Origin of the sequence: Isoptericola aurantiacus, from assembly GCF_044769875.1 — a bacterium.
Taxonomy (GTDB): Bacteria; Actinomycetota; Actinomycetes; order Actinomycetales; family Cellulomonadaceae; genus Isoptericola; species Isoptericola aurantiacus.
Genome location: NZ_JBJBAE010000003.1, coordinates 1 through 24,822, shown reverse-complemented (window position 1 = coordinate 24,822; position 24,822 = coordinate 1). Strand labels below are relative to the sequence as shown.

Annotated in this window: 9 protein-coding genes and 3 rRNA genes; 11 read left to right on the top strand and 1 reads right to left on the bottom strand. The window is 67.8% G+C overall.

Translation table 11 applies throughout. The features are described from left to right. The first annotated feature begins 54 nt into the window (after positions 1-54). The 8 genes from ACIQLL_RS10115 (at position 55) to ACIQLL_RS10080 (ending at position 18,114) form a co-directional block, all read left to right on the top strand. Complete coding sequence (locus tag ACIQLL_RS10115) at positions 55-1,575, top strand: sugar ABC transporter ATP-binding protein (RefSeq protein WP_402466329.1); 1,521 nt, start codon at positions 55-57, stop codon at positions 1,573-1,575. After that, complete coding sequence (locus tag ACIQLL_RS10110; RefSeq protein ID WP_402466327.1) at positions 1,572-2,627, top strand: ABC transporter permease; 1,056 nt, start codon at positions 1,572-1,574, stop codon at positions 2,625-2,627. Before ACIQLL_RS10115 ends, ACIQLL_RS10110 begins: the two co-directional genes overlap by 4 nt. A gap of 76 nt (positions 2,628-2,703) precedes the next feature. Next, entirely contained in the window at positions 2,704-3,771 is a 1,068-nt protein-coding gene (locus ACIQLL_RS10105) for a substrate-binding domain-containing protein (protein WP_402466325.1), read from the top strand. A 114-nt stretch (positions 3,772-3,885) separates the two neighbouring features. Further along, complete coding sequence (locus ACIQLL_RS10100) at positions 3,886-5,058, top strand: Gfo/Idh/MocA family protein (RefSeq protein WP_402466322.1); 1,173 nt, start codon at positions 3,886-3,888, stop codon at positions 5,056-5,058. 141 nt (positions 5,059-5,199) lie between these two features. Further along, entirely contained in the window at positions 5,200-11,115 is a 5,916-nt protein-coding gene (locus ACIQLL_RS10095) for a ThuA domain-containing protein (RefSeq protein ID WP_402466319.1), read from the top strand. A 224-nt stretch (positions 11,116-11,339) separates the two neighbouring features. Continuing rightward, positions 11,340-11,981 (top strand): hypothetical protein, encoded by a 642-nt coding sequence (locus ACIQLL_RS10090; protein ID WP_402466317.1) that lies wholly within the window; start codon positions 11,340-11,342, stop codon positions 11,979-11,981. Between the two features lie 64 nt (positions 11,982-12,045). Beyond that, positions 12,046-13,047 (top strand): sugar phosphate isomerase/epimerase family protein, encoded by a 1,002-nt coding sequence (locus tag ACIQLL_RS10085; protein WP_402466314.1) that lies wholly within the window; start codon positions 12,046-12,048, stop codon positions 13,045-13,047. Positions 13,048-13,302: 255 nt separating this feature from the next. Beyond that, on the top strand, positions 13,303-18,114 hold the full coding sequence (locus tag ACIQLL_RS10080) for a ThuA domain-containing protein (protein WP_402466312.1): 4,812 nt from the start codon (positions 13,303-13,305) through the stop codon (positions 18,112-18,114). A 101-nt stretch (positions 18,115-18,215) separates the two neighbouring features. Here ACIQLL_RS10080 and ACIQLL_RS10075 read toward each other — a convergent pair whose 3' ends face one another. Further along, positions 18,216-18,782 carry a GNAT family N-acetyltransferase gene (locus ACIQLL_RS10075; RefSeq protein WP_402466309.1) on the bottom strand — a complete coding sequence of 189 codons (567 nt, stop codon included), beginning with the start codon at positions 18,780-18,782 and terminating at the stop codon, positions 18,216-18,218. Between the two features lie 594 nt (positions 18,783-19,376). On the opposite strand from ACIQLL_RS10075, the gene ACIQLL_RS10070 reads away from it, so the two are divergent. The 3 genes from ACIQLL_RS10070 (at position 19,377) to rrf (ending at position 24,761) form a co-directional block, all read left to right on the top strand. Beyond that, positions 19,377-20,902 (top strand): 16S ribosomal RNA (locus ACIQLL_RS10070). Positions 20,903-21,392: 490 nt separating this feature from the next. After that, positions 21,393-24,507 (top strand): 23S ribosomal RNA (locus ACIQLL_RS10065). 137 nt (positions 24,508-24,644) lie between these two features. Continuing rightward, positions 24,645-24,761: ribosomal RNA gene (rrf, locus tag ACIQLL_RS10060) — 5S ribosomal RNA — on the top strand. The 16S, 23S and 5S rRNA genes sit together here, the layout of an rRNA operon. Positions 24,762-24,822: the final 61 nt, after the last annotated feature.

Here is a 24,822-nt window from a genome sequence, read left to right as displayed (position 1 = left end):
AAGTACCCGAACTTTTGATTGACGAACAGCAGAAGTGCCTCTAGGTTCAGTCACATGGTCACCGCAGACCCCACAGCACCGCTGCTGCAGATGCAGGGCATCGTCAAGACGTTCCCGGGAGCCCGAGCGCTCGACGGCGTCGACCTCGACGTCCTGCCCGGCGAGGTCCACTGCCTCCTCGGTCAGAACGGCGCCGGCAAGTCCACGCTCATCAAGGTCCTCGCCGGGGCGCACCAGCCGACCGCGGGCACGATCCTCATGGACGGCCGGGAGATCCAGATCCCCCACCCGGTGGCGGCGCTCGAGCACGGCATCGCGACGATGTACCAGGAGCTCGACGTCGTCGACGGACTCACGGTGGCGGAGAACATCTACCTGGGTCACGAGCTGGCGTCCGCGGGCGTCACCCAGCGGCGCGAGGCCGCGAGCCGCACGCGCGAGCTCATGGCCCGGCTGGGCCACCCGGAGATCTCGCCGCACCGTGAGGTCGGCACGCTCTCGGCGGCCGGCAAGCAGACCGTCTCGATGGCCCGCGCCCTGTCCCGCGACGCCCGGGTGATCGTCATGGACGAGCCGTCGGCGGTCCTGGACTCGGGGGAGGTCGACAACCTCTTCCGGGTCGTCGACGAGCTGACCTCCCAGGGCATCGCCATCGTCTACATCTCCCACCGGCTCGAGGAGATCCGCCGGATCGGCGACCGCATCACCGTCCTCAAGGACGGGCGGACCGTGGGCCGCAACCTGGACGTGGAGTCCACGTCCACGGCGGACCTGATCCATCTGATGACCGGCAAGGACGTCGAGTACGCGTTCCCCGAGCGCCCCGGTGTCCCCGAGGACGCCCCGGTGCGGCTCGAGGTCGAGAGCCTCGCCCTCGCGGGGGTCTTCTCGGACGTGTCGCTGTCGGTCCGCGCCGGCGAGATCGTCGGGCTCGCCGGTCTGGTCGGCTCGGGACGGTCCGAGATCCTCGAGACCCTCTACGGCGCGCGGCACGCCACCCACGGCCGCGTGACCCTCGACGGCAAGCCGCTGCGACGGGGCTCCGTGGCGGCGGCGGTCTCGGCCGGCATCGGGCTGGCCCCGGAGGAGCGCAAGAGCCAGGGACTGGTCCTCGACGAGCCGGTCTACCGCAACATCACGCTGTCGACGTTCGCGCGGAGCGCCCGCGCCGGCTGGCTCGACGAGCGCGCCGAGAAGGAGGCCGCGAGGGAGCAGGCCACGGCGCTGGACCTGCGGCCGCCGGACGTCGAGCGGGCGATCCGCACCCTGTCGGGCGGCAACCAGCAGAAGGCGATGCTCGCCCGCTGGTTGGTCCACGGCTGCGAGGTGCTGCTCCTGGACGAGCCCACCCGCGGCGTCGACGTCGGCGCGCGGTCCGAGATCTACGCCCTCGTGCGCCGGCTGGCCGACGCCGGGACCGCCGTCCTGGTGGTCTCCAGCGAGATCCCCGAAGTCCTGGGCCTGGCCGACCGCGTCCTCGTGATCTCCGAGGGACGGGTCGTCCACCAAGGGCCCGCCGAGTCGATCGACGAGCACACGGTGCTCGACATGGTCATGGAAGGAAGTGTCGCGTGAGCGAGCAGCAGACGCCGTCGAACCCGGGGGCGGGCACCACGGCCCCGGGGGCGGGCACCGCGAGTCCGACGGCAGGACGCCGCCGCGGGTTCAGCAGCCTGTCCGGCACCACGGTCCGCAACCTGGGCCTCGTGGTCGCCCTCCTCCTGCTCTGCCTGGTCGGGTTCCTCACCGGCGGCGAGCGGTTCGCCAGCCTGACGAACCTGACGATCATCCTGAGTCTCGCCTCGGTCACCGGGGTCATGGCGATCGGCATGACCTTCGTCATCACCACCGGCGGCATCGACCTGTCGGTCGGCTCGGTGCTCGGTCTGACCACCGTGTGGGCCTCGACGCTGGCCACCCAGAACATGGCCGACCAGTACGGCTGGATCGTCATGGTCGGCTGCGCGCTCCTGGTCGGCCTCGCCGCGGGGCTCGTCAACGGCGTGGTCATCGCCTACGGCAAGGTCGTCGCGTTCATCGCGACGCTGGCCATGCTCGTCGCCGCCCGCGGCCTGGCCGAGCTCATCGCGAACCGTCGCACGCAGATCGTCGACGTGCCCTCGTTCGAGAACACCTTCCAGGGCGACCTCCTCGGCGTGCCGAAGATCGTCTGGATCTTCGCGCTCGTCGTCGTCGCCGGCTGGTTCCTGCTCAACCGCACGACGTTCGGCCGCCGCACGGTCGCCGTCGGCGGCAACCCCGAGGCGGCGCGCCTGGCGGGCATCAAGGTCAAGCGCCACCTCATGTACGTCTACGGGCTCTCGGGCCTGACGGCGGGCGTCGCCGGGGTCATGCTGCTCGCCCGGACCGGGGCGGGCTCCTCGACCAACGGCCTGCTCCTCGAGCTCGACGTCATCGCCGCCGTCGTCGTCGGCGGGACACTCCTGGCGGGCGGTCGCGGGACGATCGTCGGCACCGTCATCGGCGTCCTCATCTTCGCGACGCTGACCAACGTCTTCATCATCAACAACATCGACAGCTCGGTGCAGCAGATCGCCCGTGGCGCGATCATCGTCGGCGCCGTGCTGCTCCAGCAGCGCATCTCGTCGCCGTCGAGATCGAGCTGACCCCCACCCACCCGTCCAGAACCGCACCACCAGCACCACCGACCCAGCACGACCGGACCGAATCGAGGAAGATCCCATGTCCGCACGTATGAACCGCCGGCACCGTCTGCTCACCGTCCCTGCTGCCCTGGCCGCCTCGGCGCTCCTGCTGACCGCCTGCGTCAGCAACGAGCCCGCCGAGGAGGAGGGCGAGTCGACATCCGAGGACGGCGGTGGCTCCGAGGCCATGTCCGACAACGACGCCCCCGGCGACGAGGTCGTCATCGGCTTCTCCGCCCCGGCAGCCGACCACGGCTGGATGGGCGCGATCACCTCGGCCGCGGAGGCCGAGGCCGAGAACTACGAGGACGTCGAGCTGCGCGTCGCCGAGGGCACCAACGACGTCAACGTCCAGATCAGCCAGATCGAGGGCTTCATCGCCGACGGGGTGGACGCCATCGTGCTCCTGCCGTTCGACGGCGCGGCGCTCACGGACGTCGCGACCGAGGCCATGGAGGCCGGCATCCCGGTCATCAACGTCGACCGCGAGTTCTCCGACCCGTTCGCCGCCCGCACCACGGTGCTCGGCGACAACTACGGCATGGGCGTCTCGGCCGGCCAGTACATCTGCGAGCAGCTCGGCGACCAGCCGGACGCCGTCGTCGCCGAGATCCAGGGCATCGCCTCGCTGCCGCTCACCCAGGACCGCAGCCAGGGCTTCGAGGACGCGCTGGGCGACTGCGGCCTGGACGTCGACAACCAGGTCGCGGCCGAGTTCACCGTCCAGAGCGGTGAGTCGGTGACGGCGAACCTCCTGCAGGCCGCCCCGCAGATCGACGCCATCTGGAACCACGACGACGACCAGGGTGTCGGCGTCCTCCAGGCGATCGAGAACGCCGGCCGTGACGAGTTCTTCCTCGTCGGGGGCGCCGGCTCGGCCAACATGATGCGGGAGATCGAGAGCGGCGACTCCGTCGTCCAGGCCACCGTCATCTACCCGGCCACGCAGGCCGCCGACGGCATCAAGCTCGCCCGGCTCGTCGCGCACGAGAACAACATGAGCGACCTGGCGTCGTCGAGCGTGCCCCGCACCGTCCAGCTCTACGCGCCGGTCGTCACGTCCGACAACGTCGACCAGTACCTGCCCAACGCGTTCGAGTCCTGACCGGACGCCACCACGACCCGGCGGCGGGGCGAGACACGCATCCGCCCCGCCGCCGCGGCCGCTGCTGCCCCCGGGCGGGCGGTGGCCGCGACCACGACCGGAAGGACCACAGACATGGGTGACGCACCTGCGCGCCTCGGCGTCGGGATGGTCGGCTACTCGTTCATGGGTGCCGCTCACTCGCAGGCGTGGCGCACGGCCCCCCACTTCTTCGACCTGCCGCTGCACCCCGAGATGACCGCCGTCGTCGGCCGCGACCGCGACCGCGTGACGGCGGCCGCCGCCCGGCTCGGCTGGGACTCGGCCGAGACGGACTGGCGGCGCCTGCTCGAGCGGGACGACGTCGACCTGGTCGACGTCTGCACCCCGGGGGACACCCACGCCGAGATCGCGATCGCCGCGCTGCAGGCCGGCAAGCACGTGCTGTGCGAGAAGCCGTTGGCGAACTCCGTGGCCGAGGCCGAACGGATGGTCGAGGCCGCCGAGCGTGCCGCGACCGACGGCGTGCGCGCGATGGTGGGGTTCACCTACCGTCGGGTGCCCGCGATCCAGCTCGCACGGCAGCTCGTCGCCGACGGTCGTATCGGCCAGGTGCGGCACGTCCGGGCCCAGTACCTGCAGGACTGGCTCTCCGACCCCACCAGCCCGTTGACGTGGCGGCTGGACAAGGACAAGGCCGGCTCGGGCGCGTTGGGGGACATCGGCGCCCACATCGTCGACCTGACGCAGTTCATCACCGGCGAGCAGGTCGTCGGCGTCACGGGGATGCTCGAGACGTTCGTGACGGAGCGGCCCCTGGCCACGGCGTCGGCCGGGCTGTCCGCCACCGGCGGGGACCGGACCGGGCCGGTGACGGTGGACGACGCCGCGTGCTTCCTCGCGCGGATGTCCGGCGGCGGGCTCGGCGTCTTCGAGGCCACGCGGTACGCCCAGGGCCGCAAGAACGCCATCCGCATCGAGATCAACGGCTCGAAGGGCTCGCTCGCCTTCGACTTCGAGGACATGAACGTCCTGCACCTGTACGACGCCGAGGAGTCGGGCCGGACGGCCGGCTTCCGCCGGATCGTCGTCACCGAGGCCGACCACCACGCCTACGTCGCCGCCTGGTGGCCGCCGGGGCACGGACTCGGCTACGAGCACGCGTTCACGCACCAGGTCGTCGACCTCGTCGGGGCGATCGCCGCGGGGCAGGACCCCGCGCCGTCGTTCCGCGACGGGCTCGGCGTCCAGCGGGTGCTGGACGCGGTCGAGCGCAGTGCCGAGAAGGGCACCTGGCTCGACGTCTGACCTGTTGCACGACACCCAGGGGAGGAGACCGAGGGCAGCCGACCAGTACCGACCGGTACCACCACGTCCGGGCCGACGTGAACGGGCACCGCGGAGCGCATCCTGCATCAGCACCACTGACCCAGACCGAAGGAGTTCCTGGTGAGTACAGTGCTCAGAGCACGCTCGCGCGCTGCGAGGCGAGGTGTCGCCGCCGCAGTGGCGGCCGCCGTCGTCCTGCCGCTCTCGTGGGCCGGCGCCGGCGCCGCGCAGGCGGCCGACGCCGAACCCGAGCCTGCCGCCGAGGTGGCGGCTGCCGAGGAGTTCGACCTCCTCGTCTTCTCCAAGACGGCGGGTTTCCGCCACGGCTCGATCCCGGCCGGCATCTCGGCCATCCAGCAGCTCGGTGCCGACAACGGCTTCACCGTCACGGCGACGGAGGACGCCGGCGCCTTCACCACCGAGAACCTCGAGCAGTACGAGGCCGTCGTGTTCCTGTCGACGACCGGTGACGTGCTCGACGACGGCCAGCAGGCCGCGTTCGAGGAGTACATCCAGGCGGGTGGCGGCTACGCCGGCATCCATGCCGCCTCCGACACCGAGTACGAGTGGCCGTGGTACGGCGAGCTGGTCGGCGCCTACTTCAACAGCCACCCCCAGAACCAGGACGCCACGGTGAAGGTCGAGGACGGCGTGCACCCGTCGACGTCGCACCTGCCGGCGCGCTGGGACCGTTTCGACGAGTGGTACAACTTCCGCACCAACCCGCGTGACACGGTGCACGTGCTGGCCAGCCTCGACGAGTCGAGCTACTCGGCGGGCTCGGGCGCGATGGGTGCCGACCACCCGACCGCGTGGTGCCAGGTGTACGACGGCGGCCGGTCCTGGTACACCGGTGGCGGCCACACCGACGCGTCCTACGCGGAGCCGGAGTTCCTGGCGCACCTGCTGGGCGGGATCCAGACCGCCGCGGGCGTGGTGGACTCCGACTGCGCCGCGACGCAGAGCGCCAGCTACGAGGCGGTGACGCTCGACGACGACACGGCGAACCCGATGATGCTCGAGGTGGCGCCGGACGGCACGGTGCTCTACGTCGAGCGTGACGGCCGGGTCCGGGTGATCGACCCGGACACCAACGTCACGACGACGGCGGCCACGCTGGACGTGACCCAGTCGAACGAGGACGGGCTCACGGGCATCGTGCTCGACCCCGACTTCGCCTCCACCGGCTGGCTGTACCTGTTCTGGTCGCCGTCCGACGTCGGCACGGACGGTCCGCACAACCGGGTCTCGCGCTTCACCTACGCCGACGGGTCGATCGACCTGTCGACGGAGGAGAAGGTGCTCGTCGTGCCGACGCAGCGGCAGACCTGCTGCCACGCGGGCGGCGACATGGTGTTCGACGCGAACGGCGACCTCTACGTCGCGACCGGTGACAACACCAACCCGTTCGAGTCGGCGGGCTACGCACCGCTCGACGAGCGCAGCGGCCGGGAGAACTACGACTCCCAGCGCACGTCGGCGAACTCGAACGACCTGCGCGGCAAGGTCCTGCGCATCCACCCGGAGGACGACGGGTCGTACACGGTCCCCGAGGGCAACATGTTCGCCCCCGGGACGCCGGACACGCTCCCCGAGATCTTCGCCATGGGCTTCCGCAACCCGTTCCGCATCGGGCTCGACCCGGTCTCGGGCAACGTGCACGTCGCGGACTACGGTCCCGACGCGGGCAGCGCCAGCGCGACACGTGGCCCCGCGGGCACCGTGGAGTGGAACGTCGTGAGCGAGCCCGGCTTCTACGGCTGGCCGTACTGCACGGGGTCCAACAACGCCTACGTCGACTACGACTTCGCCACCGGTCAGTCGGGCGACTCCTTCGACTGCGCCGGGGGTGTGGTCAACGACTCGCCGCACAACACCGGGATCGCGCAGCTCCCCGGCGCCATCGAGGCCGAGGTCTGGTACGGCTACTCCACGAACCCGCTCTTCCCGGAGATCGGTGGTGGCGGTGCGCCGATGGGCGGCCCCGTCTACTCCTACGACGCCGACCTCGACTCCGACGTCAAGTGGCCGGAGTACTGGGACGGCAAGGCGTTCTTCGGCGAGTGGAACCAGGGACGGATGTACTCGTTCCAGCTCACCGGCGACGACCGCGACGACCTGGTCGACATCAACCGGGTGCTCCCGCAGATCTTCGACCCGAGCGCGGGCTTCGACCGGCCGATGGACTTCGAGTTCGGGCCGGACGGCGCGCTCTACATGGTCGACTGGGGTTCCGGCTTCGGCGGGAACAACGACTCGTCGGGCATCTTCAAGGTCAACTACGTGCAGGGTGACCCGGCACCGATCGCCCGGGCGTCCGCGGACGTCACGAGCGGGCCGGCGCCGCTGGAGGTGCAGTTCTCCTCGGAGGGCTCGCGGCACCCGAACGGTGACCCCATCACCCTGCAGTGGACGTTCGGCGACGGTTCCGAGCCCAGCTCGGAGGCGAACCCGACGCACACCTACACCGAGGAGGGTTCCTACACGGCCCAGCTCACGGTGACGGACGACGGCGGTCAGACGGGCGTCGCGAACGTGACGATCGTCGTCGGGAACGAGGCACCGACCGTGTCGATCACGTTCCCCGAGAACGGCGGCTTCTTCGAGTGGGGCGACCAGGTCGCCTACGAGATCGCCGTGGACGACCCGGACGGCGAGGTGGACTGCGCCGACGTGCGGCTGTTCACGTCGCTCGGCCACGACTCGCACGCCCACCCGTTCGACGAGCTCACCGGCTGCGAGGGCGTCATCCAGACGGCCCGCGACGAGGGCCACGGCATCGAGTCGAACATCTTCTGGGTGATCGAGGCGATGTACACGGACGACGGCGGTCCCGCCGGCGTGCCGCTCACCGGCAACGACCTGCAGGTCCTGCAGCCGAAGCTCGTCCAGGCGGAGTTCTTCACCTCGACGGGCCGTCTCGACGGCTCCACGAGCTCCGGCGACGCCGGGGTGCAGCGTGAGGACACGGGCGACTCGGCAGGCGGCGGCCAGAACATCGGCTACATCGAGGCCGACGACTGGTGGGCCTACGACCCGATCAGCCTGACGAACGTCGAGGGTCTCTCCCTGCGTGCCGCCTCGGCGAGCGCGGGCGGCGAGGTCTCGGTGCGCTGGGACGCTCCGGACGGTCCGGAGATCGGCCACCTGAGCATCCCCGCGACGGGCGACTGGCAGGTCTACGAGGAGGTGTCGACCCCGCTCACCGGGGTTCCTTCCGGGACGGGCGCGCTGTACTTCGTGCTCGAGTCCGGGGGGATCAACGTCAACTGGTTCGAGATCGACGGCCGCGGCGTGACCGCCAACGAACGTCCCGAGCTGGACCTCGAGGTCTCGCCGCTGGAGGGGCTCGCCCCGCTGACGGTGACGGGCACCGCGACGGCCACGGATCCGGACGGCGACGACGCCGAGCTCACCTATGCGTGGGACGTCGGCCTCGGTGACGGGTACGCCGACGGCGGCCCCACGCTGGAGCACACGTACACCGAACCCGGTACCTACCGCCTCCAGGCGCGGGTCACGGACGGTGGCGGCGCCTACGTCGACGAGTACGTGACGGTCACGGTGACCACCGAGACGGTCGAGCCGACGCTCTGCCTGCAGGGCCGGTCGGACGACTTCCTCGGCACCGAGATCGACGCGGACCGGTGGGACGTGCTGAACCAGGACCAGGGTCTGGTCGTGGCGGACGGGGTGCTCACGCTCCCGGCGACGGTGACCGACTTCTACGGCACGGACAACGTCACGGTGCCGAACCTGGTGCTGCAGGACCTGCCGGACGGCCCCTTCACCGCGACGGCGAAGGTGACGATCCCGGCGGACGCGCAGTACCAGCAGGCGGGTCTGCTCATCTACGGAGGTGACGACGACTACGCGAAGATGGTGATCCAGGGCCGGTCGGCCCCGGCGGACCCGGCGACGCGCATCTTCCAGTTCATCCGTGAGGAAGCGGGCGCGCCGAACGAGGTCGGCGACTCGAACACGGCGGCGCTGGGGGCGGACTACCCGTCCACCGTCTACGTGCGGTTCACCAGCACCGACGGGACGGACCTGCGGGCCTCGTACTCGGCGGACGGCGTGGAGTTCACGCAGATGCCGCAGACGAAGTCGCTCGACGGGATCACGGACCCGCAGATCGGCCTCGTCTCCCTCGCGGGGACCGGGTCGGCCGCACCGGTGGTGGATGCCGAGTTCGACTGGTTCCACCTGACGCCGGACGACTCGGTCTCGACCGGGCCGGACGACGAGTTCGACGGTGACGCGCTGGACACCTGCCGGTGGACCGGGATCGTCCGCGAGGACGAGTCGGGCTACCGGGTGGCGGACGGCTCGCTGGAGATCGACACCACGGCGACCGACATCTACACCGGGAGCAACACCGAGGTGCCGAACATCATCCTCCAGGACCAGCCGGAGGGTGACTGGACCGTCGAGACGAAGGTCGACGGCTCGCAGTTCTCGGAGCAGTACCAGCAGGGCGGTCTGATCCTCTACGGGGACGACGACAACTACGTCAAGCTGGACTTCGTCGCGGACAACGGCGCCGGTGACCCGGTCACCACGCGGCTCGAGCTGCGCTCGGAGGTGGACGCCACCGTGGTGGACCCGCAGCCGAACGCCTCGGACCTCTCCGACGACGTCTGGTACCTGCGCCTGGCCAAGGAGGGCACGACCTTCACGGGTTCGTACTCGACCGACGGTGAGACGTGGGAGTCGTTCGGCGAGCCCGTCGAGCACGCCGGGCTGTCGGAGGCAGGCATCGGTCTCTTCGCGCTCGGCGCGTCGCAGACCACGTCGGCGACGGCGTCGTTCGACTACTTCCGGGTGCTCGGTGACGACGTCGAGCCGTTGGCGGTGACCGGGTCGCTCGACCCGGCCGAGCCCGACGGCGAGGACGGCGCGTACACGGGACCGGTGACGGTCACGATCGACACGACCGGTGGTCCCGAGGGTGAGCTCGTGTACCGCGAGTACAACCTCGACGACGCCGGCTGGGCCGAGTACACGGCACCGGTGGAGGTCACCGAGCCGGGGGAGCACACCGTCCAGGTGCGCGCCTCGGCCGGCGGTCAGGACGCCGTGGGCGAGACCCTGACGTTCACCATCGCGGCACCCGACGCCACCCCGGTGACCCCGGCCGTCGAGGTCGTCGAGGCGACCTGCACGTGGGCACCGGACGGGTCCTACGACGTCACCGGCGGGGCCATCGTCACGACCGAGGTGGAGGGCGTGCGCTACGTCGTGCGGCCGGTCACCGAGGACGGCACGGGACCCCGGGTCGACGACCTGGGTGATCTGCCGCCGGGCACCTACCGGGTGGCCGCTCGTCCGGCCGACGGCTACGTCGTCGAGCCGGGTGCCGGCTGGCGGGTGAACGCCAGCGGCATCGGCGTGCTGAAGGTGACGATCGACGAGCCCGACTGCCCCGAGCCGACCCCGGTGACCCCGGCGGTCGCGGTGGTGCAGGCGAGCTGTGACGTCGACTCCGACGGCGAGAACGTGCGGATCGGCGGTTCGCTGACCGGTGTCGCCGTCGACGGCGTCAAGGGGTACGTGGTGCACAACTGGGTGGACGGGGACCTGAACGACGGCAAGCCGTCGGACCTCGGGGACCTCGCTCCGGGCCAGTACCACGTCATCGCGACGCCGGACGTCGGGTACGAGCTCGACGTCGACGGCGACTGGAGGCTGAGCCCGTCGGGCAAGGCCACCCTGGTCGTCACGATCGGCGGCTACGGCTGCGACCGGGTCCCGGAGGTCGAGCTCGTCCAGGCCATGTGCACGGGCGGCACGCTGGTGCCGGCCTCGCTGAGCCCGGTCGACGTCGTCGGCGTCAAGGGGTACGTGGTGCACCACTGGGTGGACGGCAAGGCCAAGGGCAAGCCGGCCGACCTGTCCGAGCTCGACGCGGGCGAGTATCGCGTCATCGCGAGCCCGGAGCCGCGCACCGAGCTCGAGGTCGAGGGTGACTGGGAGCTGAGCCCGTCGGGCAAGGCGAAGGTGATCCTGACCGTCGAGGAGGTGACGTGCGGCTGATCTGACCGCGGGGGCCGCGCCCTGAGTGCGCGGCCCCCGCCACGTCGCCGCTGGACCGGACGCCGGTTCCTCCGTCGGAGGATCCCGGCCCGGGGCACCTCCGTCGGACGGCGTCCCACCAGCGGTACCGCCGGTCCTCGGACCGGCAGCCCTCGGCACAGGACGGTGCGCTCCGCTCCTGTGCCGGGGGCCCCATCGGACCAGAGCACGAAGGAGCACCGGACATGGACACGCGACGTGGCGTGCGGCAGAGCACGACGGCGGCCAGGGCGGTCCTGGCGGTCGCGCTCGCGCTGCTGGTCATGATGTGCGCGGTGCCGCGGGCGTCCGCGCACGGCGGCGAGCTGCAGATCGAGGTCGGTACGGACGGTTCCGGCGGCATCGACGCGGTCGTCGTCTGGGCGGGTGACGAGCACCCGGTCGAGGAGACCGTGGACGTCACCGTCAAGGCCGTCTCCGACGACGGCGAGAAGGTCGGCCCGATCCGGCTGCAGTCCGCCTCGGAGGGGGTCGGCTGGTACACCTCGGAGCCCGGTGTGCTGGGTGAGGGCCACTGGACCCTGACCGTCCGGACCACCGAACCCGTCACGCACCGGACGACGACCGAGATCGACGTCGTCGCACCGCCCACCCCCGAGGCCGAGGAGTCCGCAGCGGCCGATGCGAGCGAGGACGGCGCGCAGGCGGCCGAGGGGCCGGCCGACGTCGACGCGGAGGCCGCAGCCGACGGGGCACCCGACCAGGCCGACGACGTCGCGGGATCCGGCTCGGCCGCCGGCGTCCCGTGGGGATGGCTGGCCGCAGCGGCCGTGGCGATCGCCGTGGCCGCCGTCGCCGTCGTCCTGCGTCGACGCTCCACCCGCTAGATCCTGCCCCCCAGCGGCACGACGAGAACCACGCCCGCCCGGGCTCATCACGGAAGGAACCGACATGACTCGACCGATCAGTCTCTTCACCGGCCAGTGGGCCGACCTGCCCCTGGAGGAGGTGGCGGGCCTCGCGGCCGGCTGGGGCTACGACGGCCTCGAGCTGTGCTGCTGGGGTGACCACCTCGACGTCACCCGGTGGGACGACGCGGAGTACGTCCAGGGCCGCAAGGACCTCATGGAGCGCCACGGTCTGCGGATCGTGGCGATCTCGAACCACCTGACCGGGCAGGCCGTCTGCGACGACCCGATCGACCAGCGGCACGAGGACATCCTGTCGCCCGAGGTCTGGGGCGACGGCGATCCCGAGGGCGTGCGGCGGCGCGCCGCCGAGGCCATGAAGGACACGGCACGGATGGCCGCGAAGCTGGGCGTGCGGACCGTCGTCGGGTTCACCGGCTCGTCGATCTGGAAGACGGTGGCGATGTTCCCGCCCACCCCCCAGTCGATGGTCGACGCCGGTTACCAGGACTTCGCCGACCGCTGGAACCCGATCCTCGACGTCTTCGAGGAGGTCGGCGTGCGGTTCGCCCTGGAGGTGCACCCCAGCGAGATCGCCTACGACTACTGGACGGCGAAGCAGACGCTGGAGGCGATCGGGCACCGCGAGTCCTTCGGGCTCAACTGGGACCCGAGCCACATGGTGTGGCAGGACCTGGACCCGGTCGGCTTCCTGTGGGACTTCGCCGACCGGATCTACCACGTGCACTGCAAGGACACGAAGAAGCGCCTGAACGGCCGCAACGGTCGGCTCTCGTCGCACCTGGCCTGGGCTGACCCGCGGCGCGGCTGGGACTTCATCTCCACGGGGCACGGGGACGTGCCGTGGGAGGACGCGTTCCGCATGCTCAACGCCATCGGGTACGACGGCCCGCTGTCGGTGGAGTGGGAGGACGCCGGGATGGACCGGCTGGTCGGTGCGCCGGAGGGGCTGGCCTTCGTCCGGCGCCTGGCCTTCGACGGCCCGGACGCCGCGTTCGACGCCGCCTTCTCGTCCACGGACTGACCACCGTCCCGTACAGCCCGCCGTGGGGTCGGGGCAGTCGCTCCGACCCCACGCGTCCACCCGGCCCTCCCGTGGGGCCGGTGCTCGGCCCTGAGGTTTGCGGCGGGGCGATCGGCACGACCTGACACCACTTCTCGATGGAGAGATGCCATGCGAATCCCTGTCCGGAGAGCGCTTGCCGCGGTCGCGGCTGCCTCAGTCTCCCTCGTCGGCCTCGCGGCGTTGCCCGCCAGCGCCCACGAGGACCCGCACATCATGATCTTCTCGAAGACGGAGGCCTTCCGGCACTCGTCGATCCCGACCGGCGTCGCCGCCGTCGAACAGCTCGCCACGGCGAACGGCATGACCTTCGAGTCCACCGAGGACGCCACGGCCTTCACCCCGGAGAACCTCGACCACTTCGACGCCGTCGTCTTCCTCTCCACCACCGGTGACGTGCTGGACGACACGCAGCAGGCGGCCTTCGAGGACTACATCCGGTCCGGCGGCGGGTACATGGGTATCCACGCCGCGAGCGACACCGAGTACACCTGGCCCTGGTACGGCGGCCTCGTCGGCGCCTACTTCTCCGGGCACCCGGAACAGCAGACGGCGGACGTCCACGTGGCGGACCGGAGCCACCCGTCGACGGAAGGCCTTCCGGAGGTCTGGACTCGCTTCGACGAGTGGTATAACTTCCAGGAGAATCCGCGTGGCGACGTGCACGTTCTCGCGACGCTCGACGAGTCCACCTACGAGCCGGGTGGCGGCGCGATGGGCGAGGACCACCCCATCGCCTGGTGCCAGTACTATGACGGTGGTCGGTCCTGGTACACCGGTGGTGGGCACACCGAGGACAGCTTCTCGGAGGACCTGTTCGTCGACCACCTCGAAGGCGGCCTCCTGTGGAGTGCGGGTCTCGAGGAGAACGACTGCGGCGGCACGAAGCACTCCAACTACCAGAAGGTGGTCCTGGACGACGAGGTCGCCAGCCCCATGGGGCTGCAGATCGCCCCTGACGGCCGCGTCATATTCATCGAACGGGCCGGCCAGATCCGCGTGATCGACCCCGAGGACAGCACGACCTCCACAGCCGGCACCCTGGAGGTGCACGACGCTCAGGAGAACGGCCTGCTCGGGATCGAGCTCGATCCCGCGTTCGCGACGAACGGCTGGGTCTACCTCTTCTACACCCCGGACTCTGACACCGTTCCCGCGCCCGTGCAGAGGCTCTCGCGCTTCACGATGGAGGGCGACACGCTGGACATGGCGTCCGAGTCGATCGTGCTCGAGTTTCCGCACCAGCGCCAGGAGTGCTGCCACTCTGGCGGGCACCTCGACTTCGGTCCGGAGGGCGACCTGTGGATCTCAACCGGCGACGACACGTCGCCGGGCGGTGCTCCGGGCGGCTATGCCCCGATCGACGAGCGCGAGGGCAACGAGCCCTTCGACGCCCAGCGCAGCGCGGCCAACACCAACGACCTGCGCGGCAAGCTGCTGCGGATCACTCCGACGGAGGACGGCGGCTACACCGTGCCTGACGGAAACTTGGTCGACACCGAGTGGGCCGCCGGTCAGGACACCGACCTGATCCGTCCGGAGATCTACGCGATGGGTCTGCGCAACCCCTTCCGTTTCTCCGTCGATCCGGTGGACTCGACCGTCTACCTGGCCGACTACGGCCCTGATGCCAACACGCCCGACCCGGACAAGGGTATCGACGGGCGGGTCGAGTGGAACATCATGACCCGACCCGGCAACTACGGCTGGCCGTACTGCCACGGCACGGGTGCGTACATCGACTACGACTACGCAACCGGTACCGCCGGCGGAGAGTTCGACTGCGACGCCCCCGTCAACGACTCGCCGAACAATACTGGCCTGCAGGTGCTGCCGCCGAGCATCGACCCGCAGGTCGAGTACGGTCGCTTGCTGTCGCACCCTGTGGTGGGCCGCAGCGGGGCCCCGATGGGCGGGCCCGCCTACCAGTACGACCCGACTCTCGAGTCGGAGCGCCAGTGGCCCGAGTACTACGACGGCGTGCCGATCTTCTACGAATGGGGCCAGAATCGCCTCTACGAGACGCACCTCGGTCCGGACAAGGAACTGCTCGACGTCGTCCCGATGCTGGACGGCGCCATCGACATGACCCGTCCGCACGAACTGGTCTTCGGCTCCCACGACGGTGCTCTGTACGGCATCGAATGGGGCTCCGGATTCGGCGGCAACAACGCCGACTCCCAGGTGGTGCGTATCGACTACACGGGTGGCAACACCAACCCGATCGCCAACGTCGCCGCCACGCCACGCTCCGGCGGTGTCCCGCTGACGGTCGAGTTCTCCAGCGCGGGTACGTCCCACCCTCAGGGTGGCGACCTGACCTACACCTGGGACTTCGGTGACGGAGCCACCTCGACCGAGGAGAACCCGACGCACGAGTACACCGAGGAGGGCGACTTCACTGCGATCCTGACGGTGACCGACGCCCAGGAGCGGACGGGAACCGCCAACGTCACCATCGCCGTCGGCAACACCGAACCGGACGTCGAGATCCAGTGGCCCGCGAACGGCACCGTGTTCACCTACGGCGACACCGTCGGCTTCGCCATCGCGGTGGACGACGTCGAGGATGGTACGACCGGCGACGGCGACATCGACTGCTCCGAGGTCGACGTCGAGCTCATCCTGGGGCACGACGACCACGGGCACCCCATGCAGGCCACCACGGGGTGCGAGGGATCGTTCGTCCTCGAACCCGACGGTGGTCACGTCGACACGGACCGCATCACCTACGCCCTCGAGGCGCGGTACACCGACGGTGGGTCGCCGGAGGGCACCGTCGAACCTCTCGAGGGACGCGACGTCGTCGCCATGCAGCCGAGCCGCAAGCAGGCCGAGCACTACGACGTCGGCGACGGCGTGCGCTCGGAGGAGACCGAGGACCCGGAGGGCGGGCTCCTCAACATGGGCTTCATCACGGACGGCAGCTCGATGGTCTACGAGGACTTCAACTTCGCGAACATCGACGCGATGCGGTTCCGCGTGGCCGCATCCAGCGACGGGAGCAGGATCGAGGTCCGTCAGGACTCCGTGGACGGACCGCTGCTCGGCACCGCGCAGGTGTCGGACACCGGTGGCTTCCAGAGCTGGGAGTTCGTCGAGACCGAGGTCGACGCGCCCGACGGCACGTTCGACCTGGTCCTGTCGTTCCGTGGAGGCTCTGGCTACCTGCTCAACCTCAACTGGTTCGACTTCGTCGGCGAGGGTGCGGCCGGTGGCCGGCCCGAGGTGATCGAGGTACCGACCGCGACGGTCGACCCCTCCGATCCGAACGGATCCGACGGGTGGTACACGGATCCGGTGACCGTCACGCTGAACGCGACTGACGGCGATGCGGTGGAGTACCGGCTCGACGGCGGTGAGTGGCAGGACTACCTCACGCCGATCGAGCTGTCCGAGGATGGTGTCCACAACCTCGACTACCGTGCGGTGCGCGGTGACGACACGTCGAACCGCGACACCTTGGAGGTTCGGGTGGACGGTACCGAACCGACCACCGAAGCCGACCCCCGGGGCGTCGTCGCAGACGGTGCGTTCGCCGGTGACGTTCGGGTGAGCCTCATGTCCGAGGACACGACCTCCGGCGTCGCCGCCACCGAGTACCGACTCGACGGTGCCGAGGAGTCCGTGTACGACGCGCCGTTCGTGGTGACCGGCGACGGCGAGCACGTCGTCGAGTACCGGTCGATCGACGTCGCAGGCAACTCCGGGCCGTGGCGGACGCTGACCTTCGCCGCGCCGACGGGGACGCCTCCGTCGCTGGATGTCCGCGATCCCTCGATCGGGGGGGTCGTGGCGTTCGGCGACGGCGTGCCGTTCGATGTCGTCGTGGACGACAGCGTCGACGTGGACTGTCAGCACGTCAGGTCGCGACTCGTCGTGACCGACGGTGACCATGTCCATGCCGGCGACGCGGTGGCCGGCTGCTCGGGCACGGTTCCGATGGAGCTGCCTGAGGAGCACAGCACGGACGACCGGCTCCGGTACGAGCTGGAAGTCGACTACGTCCGTGGCGGTCACGACGCCGAGGTCCGCAGCCTGGCGGCGGCCACCGAGTCGGTCCGACTCCGGCCGACGCTCGTCCAGGCCGAGCATCACGACCCGCAGGAGGACGTTCGCTACGAGGAGGCCGGGGATCCGCTCGGCGGCGGCCGCAACATCGGCTACATCCGCGACGGGTACGAGTTGCAGTACTCCGACGTGAACCTCGAGGGCGTGGACAGCCTCCGGTTCCGACTTGCCAGCAGCACCGTCGGAGGCACGCTGGAGATGCGCCGGGGTGGCGCGGACGCGGACGGTGAGTTGATCGGAACGACGGAGATCACCAGCACCGGTGGATTCCAGGCCTACGAGTGGTTCGACGCTCCGGTCGATCAGGCGCCCGACGGCCCGTTCACGCTCAGCCTGGTGTTCCGTGCGGACGGCAGCCATTTCATCGCGAACATCAACATGTTCGAGTTCGTCGGAGACGGTATCGGCATCGAGGCGCCGGTGCAGCTGGTGGAGGTGACGCCGGTGCGTCCGGTGTGGTCGGACGAGTGTGGTCCGGGGAACGTCACGGGTGCTCCGCTGCCGGTGGTCGAGGGCGTCGAGTACGTCGAGTCCCGCAAGAACGACGGCGGGGTGAAGGTCGTGGCCACGCCGCTGGAGGGCTACGTCTTGAGCGACAAGCCGTCGTCGACAAAGAACCCGGACTCGTGGACCTGGACGAAGGGCGACTCGGACGAGGACTGCCTGCCGGTGTGGGACGGCGCGTCCGTGTACACGGCGGAGGACCGGGTCTCGTTTCAGCAGACGACCTGGGAGGCGACGTGGTGGACGCGTGGCGACGAGCCGGGTGCTTCGCCGTACTCGTCGTGGCAGGAGATCGCCAAGACCTCCGAGGGCGTCGCGGTGTGGACGCCGTCGCGGATCTTCACCGCGGGTGACGTCGTCGTCCATGACGGTGAGACGTACACCGCGAGGTGGTGGACCCGGAACCAGGTCCCGGGTGGCTCGCCGTGGGGCCCGTGGGAGGTGACCTCCTGATCACTCTGCTATGACGCCGTGGGCGCACGCGCCTGGGTCGCGAGCCGCCACCAGGGTGGCACCGCGGGCCAGGAAGTGCGCCCACAGCGTCGCGGGAGTGGTCACGAGTGGCGCAGCATGACCAGGTCGTCGTGCTGCACGCCCCCGACGTCGTAGGTGCGGTGGCCCACGACCTGAAACCGGTGCTTGCGGTAGAAGGCTTGTGCCCGGGCGTTGCGGCCGTTGGTGCCGAGCCAGAGCGGTCGGCCGGGGGCCAGCTCCTCCGCGGCCTGCACGGCGGCGGTCATCAGCGCGCCCGCCGTGCCGTCGCCCTGGTGGTCCGGGTGGACGTAGATCTTGGACAGCTCGACGTACGGTCCGGGACCGACGGAGTCGGTCAGCGCGGCGCGCTCCGGCGCTCCGGAGGGCTCGCCGCGGACCAGCAGCACGTACCCGCCGGGCTCGCCGGCTCCGTCGTCCTCGGTGCCTGCGCCGGCGACGAGGAGCGCGCACCGGGGGTCGAGCGCCCAGCGCGCGAAGTGCCGGGGAGTCAGGTGCGTGGCGACGTGGGCGGCCATGGTCGCCACCGGCGTGCCGGGCGGGCACGCCAGCGGGAAGGTCAGGGCGGCCAGCCAGGCGATCTCGGCGGCCTCGTCGGGACGAGCGGGGCGGACGACGGCGGTGGTCACGCCGTCGAGACTAGCCCGGACGCGGACACGGCCGAGGGCGGGACCCGGGCGCCACGTGTCCTGCCAGGAGTGGACGCCTCCGGGCGTCCGACCCGTCAGGACACCGTCGCCGCAGGTGCCCCGCGACCTGCACGGAGGCGGTGTGCGCCGGGTCACGCCCGTCGGACTTGGAGCGACGGCCAGGGGCGTGTAATGTTCTGGACATCAGCCCGACAGGGAACGGACACCGCACGGTGGCCGCCGGGGCTGGAACTCACACCACAAGGTTGCCGAGTGCTTCGTGCGCTCCGATGCCGGACGGGTGGGGCCGAGCTCGACGAGCCGGCCGCCAGGAACGCGAGAGCGGGACTGGACGGAGCGGATCAGATCGGGTAAGGTTGAAGGGTTGCCCCGGAGGGGCCGAGGCGGTGAGTTTCGGTCGTTGATGGTGTGCGTCGGTTGTTTGAGAACTCAACAGTGTGCTTGATAGTCAATGCCAAATTTTGAACCTTTTTGGTTCCTTTGGACTGGATTGAACAGCTAGTCTGTTTGGTCTGGCCAGTATCGATAGGCGACTGGCTTCCTCGTTGTGGGGTTGTTGGTTGTTTTCTCTCTTTTACGGAGAGTTTGATCCTGGCTCAGGACGAACGCTGGCGGCGTGCTTAACACATGCAAGTCGAACGGTGAAGCCCAGCTTGCTGGGTGGATCAGTGGCGAACGGGTGAGTAACACGTGAGCAACCTGCCCTCCACTTCGGGATAAGCCTTGGAAACGGGGTCTAATACCGGATATGAGCGCCTGCCGCATGGTGGGTGTTGGAAAGTTTTTCGGTGGGGGATGGGCTCGCGGCCTATCAGCTTGTTGGTGGGGTGATGGCCTACCAAGGCGTCGACGGGTAGCCGGCCTGAGAGGGCGACCGGCCACACTGGGACTGAGACACGGCCCAGACTCCTACGGGAGGCAGCAGTGGGGAATATTGCACAATGGGCGAAAGCCTGATGCAGCGACGCCGCGTGAGGGATGACGGCCTTCGGGTTGTAAACCTCTTTCAGCAGGGAAGAAGGCCTTCGGGTGGACGGTACCTGCAGAAGAAGCGCCGGCTAACTACGTGCCAGCAGCCGCGGTAATACGTAGGGCGCAAGCGTTGTCCGGAATTATTGGGCGTAAAGAGCTCGTAGGCGGTTTGTCGCGTCTGGTGTGAAATCCTCAGGCTCAACCTGGGGCGTGCATCGGGTACGGGCAGACTAGAGTGCGGTAGGGGAGACTGGAATTCCTGGTGTAGCGGTGGAATGCGCAGATATCAGGAGGAACACCGATGGCGAAGGCAGGTCTCTGGGCCGCAACTGACGCTGAGGAGCGAAAGCATGGGGAGCGAACAGGATTAGATACCCTGGTAGTCCATGCCGTAAACGTTGGGCACTAGGTGTGGGGCTCATTCCACGAGTTCCGCGCCGCAGCTAACGCATTAAGTGCCCCGCCTGGGGAGTACGGCCGCAAGGCTAAAACTCAAAGGAATTGACGGGGGCCCGCACAAGCGGCGGAGCATGCGGATTAATTCGATGCAACGCGAAGAACCTTACCAAGGCTTGACATGCACCGGACGCTGCCAGAGATGGTGGTTCCGCAAGGTCGGTGCACAGGTGGTGCATGGTTGTCGTCAGCTCGTGTCGTGAGATGTTGGGTTAAGTCCCGCAACGAGCGCAACCCTCGTCCCATGTTGCCAGCGGGTTATGCCGGGGACTCATGGGAGACTGCCGGGGTCAACTCGGAGGAAGGCGGGGATGACGTCAAATCATCATGCCCCTTATGTCTTGGGCTTCACGCATGCTACAATGGCCGGTACAGAGGGCTGCGATACCGTAAGGTGGAGCGAATCCCAAAAAGCCGGTCTCAGTTCGGATTGGGGTCTGCAACTCGACCCCATGAAGTCGGAGTCGCTAGTAATCGCAGATCAGCAACGCTGCGGTGAATACGTTCCCGGGCCTTGTACACACCGCCCGTCAAGTCACGAAAGTTGGTAACACCCGAAGCCCATGGCCCAACCGGTTCTCCGGGGGGAGTGGTCGAAGGTGGGACTGGCGATTGGGACTAAGTCGTAACAAGGTAGCCGTACCGGAAGGTGCGGCTGGATCACCTCCTTTCTAAGGAGCACATACCGTCTGCTGGTGTCCTTCGGGGCCTGGTGGGTGGTCATGCACAGCCGCTGTGGGCGCCGAACGTGCGTCCGGTGGTTGCTCTGGGTGGAACATTGACTGTACAGCTCGCCTGGTGGTGGGCCGTTCGCTAGTACGCCGTCGTTCCCTTCGGGGTGCGGTGGTGGGAACGCGAGGGGTTCGTGCCGGGGGGTTGGTGAGCACACTGTTGGGTCCTGAGGCAGCCGGCCGCGTGGTCGGGGTCTTGATGGACACGGGTCGTCGGTGGTCGGTAGACCGCTTCCCTGGTTGCTCGTCCCTTGGGGTGGGTGCTGGTGGGGGTGGGTGCTGGTCGTGGCCGGCGGGTTCGTCCGTTGCTTGAGAACTGCACAGTGGACGCGAGCATCCCAGATGTTCAATGCACTCTTTTGCCCTCGAGGGTTTTGCTCTCGGGTGGTGGGGAGTGTTTCTTGGACTCTGTAGCAATATTTGTAGTGTGTGTCGAAGTTTTTTAGGGCACATGGTGGATGCCTTGGCACTAGGAGCCGAAGAAGGACGTGGTAGCCTGCGTTAAGCCTCGGGGAGCTGGCAAACGAGCTGTGATCCGAGGGTGTCCGAATGGGGGAACCCGGCCAGGGTCATGCCTGGTCACCCGTACCTGAATACATAGGGTGCGGGAGGGAACGTCGGGAAGTGAAACATCTCAGTACCGACAGGAAGAGATATTCCGTGAGTAGTGGCGAGCGAAAGCGGATGAGGCCAAACCGTGCGTGTGTCAAGCTGTCAGGCGTTGCACGTGCGGGGTTGTGGGACCTTCTTCCAGGATCTGACAGTCCTGGGACCAGTAAGAAAGCCGTGTCATAGTCGAACCGTATTGAAAGACGGACCGTAGAGGGTGTGAGTCCCGTAGACGAAATGGTGTGGCCTGGTGGAAGGGATCCCAAGTAGCACGGGGCCCGAGAAATCCCGTGTGAATCTGGCAAGACCACTTGCTAAGCCTAAATACTACCTAGTGACCGATAGCGGACAAGTACCGTGAGGGAAAGGTGAAAAGTACCCCGGGAGGGGAGTGAAATAGTACCTGAAACCGTGTGCCTACAATCCGTCGGAGCCTCCCTAGCAGGGGTGACGGCGTGCCTTTTGAAGAATGAGCCTGCGAGTTAGTGCTCGGTGGCGAGGTTAACCCGTGTGGGGAAGCCGTAGCGAAAGCGAGTCCGAACAGGGCGATTCAGTCGCCGGGTCTAGACCCGAAGCGAAGTGATCTAGCCATGGGCAGGTTGAAGCGCCGGTAAGACGGCGTGGAGGACCGAACCCACTTAGGTTGAAAACTGAGGGGATGACCTGTGGTTAGGGGTGAAAGGCCAATCAAACTTCGTGATAGCTGGTTCTCCCCGAAATGCATTTAGGTGCAGCGTCACGTGTTCCTTGCCGGAGGTAGAGCTACTGGATGGCCGATGGGCCCTACCAGGTTACTGACGTCAACCAAACTCCGAATGCCGGCAAGCCAGAACGTGGCAGTGAGACTGCGGGGGATAAGCTTCGTAGTCGAGAGGGAAACAGCCCAGACCACCGGCTAAGGCCCCTAAGCGTGTGCTCAGTGGGAAAGGATGTGGAGTTGCCCAGACAACCAGGAGGTTGGCTTAGAAGCAGCCACCCTTGAAAGAGTGCGTAATAGCTCACTGGTCAAGTGATTCCGCGCCGACAATGTAGCGGGGCTCAAGTACACCGCCGAAGCCGTGGCACTCACACAGTACCCAGCATCCCCTTGAGGGGTGTTCAGGTGTGTGGGTGGGTAGGGGAGCGTCGTGTGGGCAGTGAAGCCGCGGAGTGATCCAGCGGTGGAGGCCACACGAGTGAGAATGCAGGCATGAGTAGCGAAAGACGGGTGAGAAACCCGTCCGCCGAATGACCAAGGGTTCCAGGGCCAGGTTAATCCGCCCTGGGTAAGTCGGGACCTAAGGCGAGGCCGACAGGCGTAGTCGATGGACAAGGAGTTGATATTCTCCTACCGGCGAAGAACCGCCCATACCGAGCCCGGTGATGCTAACCACCCCGGACCACCACCGTCACCTTCGGGTGACACCGGTGCGATGGCGTGGGACCCGAACCGGTAGTAGGTAAGCGTGTTAACAGGGGTGACGCAGGAAGGTAGCCCGGCGTGGCGATGGTTGACCACGTCCAAGGCCGTAGCCCGTCTCGTAGGCAAATCCGCGAGACATCCAGGGTGAGAGTCGACGGTGACCGCGTATGCGGGAATCGGGTGATCCTCTGCTGCCAAGAAAAGCCTCGACGCGAGGTTCTAGCCGCCCGTACCCCAAACCGACTCAGGTGGTCAGGTAGAGAATACCAAGGCGATCGAGCAAATCGTGGTCAAGGAACTCGGCAAAATGCCCCCGTAACTTCGGGAGAAGGGGGGCCTGGACCGTGAACCCACCAGCTGGGGAAGCGGAAAGGGCCGCAGAGACCAGGGAGAAGCGACTGTTTACTAAAAACACAGGTCCGTGCGAAGTCGCAAGACGATGTATACGGACTGACGCCTGCCCGGTGCTGGAAGGTTAAGAGGACGGGTCAGCCCCTCGGGGCGAAGCCCAGAATTTAAGCCCCAGTAAACGGCGGTGGTAACTATAACCATCCTAAGGTAGCGAAATTCCTTGTCGGGTAAGTTCCGACCTGCACGAATGGCGTAACGACTTCTCCGCTGTCTCGACCACGAACTCGGCGAAATTGCACTACGAGTAAAGATGCTCGTTACGCGCAGCAGGACGGAAAGACCCCGGGACCTTTACTACAGCTTGGTATTGGTGTTCGGTGCGGTTTGTGTAGGATAGGTGGGAGACTATGAACCCCGCGCGCCAGCGCGGGTGGAGTCGCCGTTGAAATACCACTCTGACCGCATCGACCATCTAACCTCGGTCCGTGATCCGGATCAGGGACAGTGCCTGGTGGGTAGTTTAACTGGGGCGGTTGCCTCCCAAAATGTAACGGAGGCGCTCAAAGGTTCCCTCAGCCTGGTTGGCAATCAGGTGGCGAGTGCAAGTGCACAAGGGAGCTTGACTGTGAGACCGACAGGTCGAGCAGGGACGAAAGTCGGAACTAGTGATCCGGCGGTGGCTTGTGGAAGCGCCGTCGCTCAACGGATAAAAGGTACCCCGGGGATAACAGGCTGATCTTCCCCAAGAGTCCATATCGACGGGATGGTTTGGCACCTCGATGTCGGCTCGTCGCATCCTGGGGCTGGAGTAGGTCCCAAGGGTTGGGCTGTTCGCCCATTAAAGCGGCACGCGAGCTGGGTTTAGAACGTCGTGAGACAGTTCGGTCCCTATCCGCTGCGCGCGCAGGAAACTTGAGAAGGGCTGTCCCTAGTACGAGAGGACCGGGACGGACGAACCTCTGGTATGCCAGTTGTTCCGCCAGGAGCACCGCTGGTTCGCTACGTTCGGAACGGATAACCGCTGAAAGCATCTAAGCGGGAAGCCCGCTTCAAGATAAGGTTTCCAACAGAACTTTTCTGTGAAGGCACCCAGCTAGACCACTGGGTAGATAGGCCGGAAGTGGAAGACAGGACCAAAGACTGTCGCAGCTGACCGGTACTAATCAGCCGACAACTTCACACACACCACCTTGCATGCACGCGTCCACTGTGCGGTTCCCGAGAAACGGGCACCACCACACACCCCCCGCACCACCCCCCACACGGGGCACGGTGACACCGGGGAACCAGGTGTGTGGCACCCCGACAACTCGACACAGTTACGGCGGCCACAGCGAAGGGGAAACGCCCGGTCCCATACCGAACCCGGAAGCTCAGCCCTCCAGCGCCGATGGTACTGCCCTCGAGAGGGGGTGGGAGAGTAGGACGCCGCCGGACACCCTTCACAACAGGCCCCCCAACCACCGGTTGGGGGGCCTGTTGCACACCCCCACCCACC

What these genes read in the sequence shown, in the direction of transcription:
- ACIQLL_RS10100 (WP_402466322.1), top strand. Translation starts at nt 3,886, where the DNA reads ATGGGTGACGCACCTGCGCGCCTCGGCGTCGGGATGGTCGGCTACTCG.
- ACIQLL_RS10105 (WP_402466325.1), top strand. Translation starts at nt 2,704, where the DNA reads ATGTCCGCACGTATGAACCGCCGGCACCGTCTGCTCACCGTCCCTGCT.
- ACIQLL_RS10080 (WP_402466312.1), top strand. Translation starts at nt 13,303, where the DNA reads ATGATCTTCTCGAAGACGGAGGCCTTCCGGCACTCGTCGATCCCGACC.
- ACIQLL_RS10085 (WP_402466314.1), top strand. Translation starts at nt 12,046, where the DNA reads ATGACTCGACCGATCAGTCTCTTCACCGGCCAGTGGGCCGACCTGCCC.
- ACIQLL_RS10115 (WP_402466329.1), top strand. Translation starts at nt 55, where the DNA reads ATGGTCACCGCAGACCCCACAGCACCGCTGCTGCAGATGCAGGGCATC.
- ACIQLL_RS10090 (WP_402466317.1), top strand. Translation starts at nt 11,340, where the DNA reads ATGGACACGCGACGTGGCGTGCGGCAGAGCACGACGGCGGCCAGGGCG.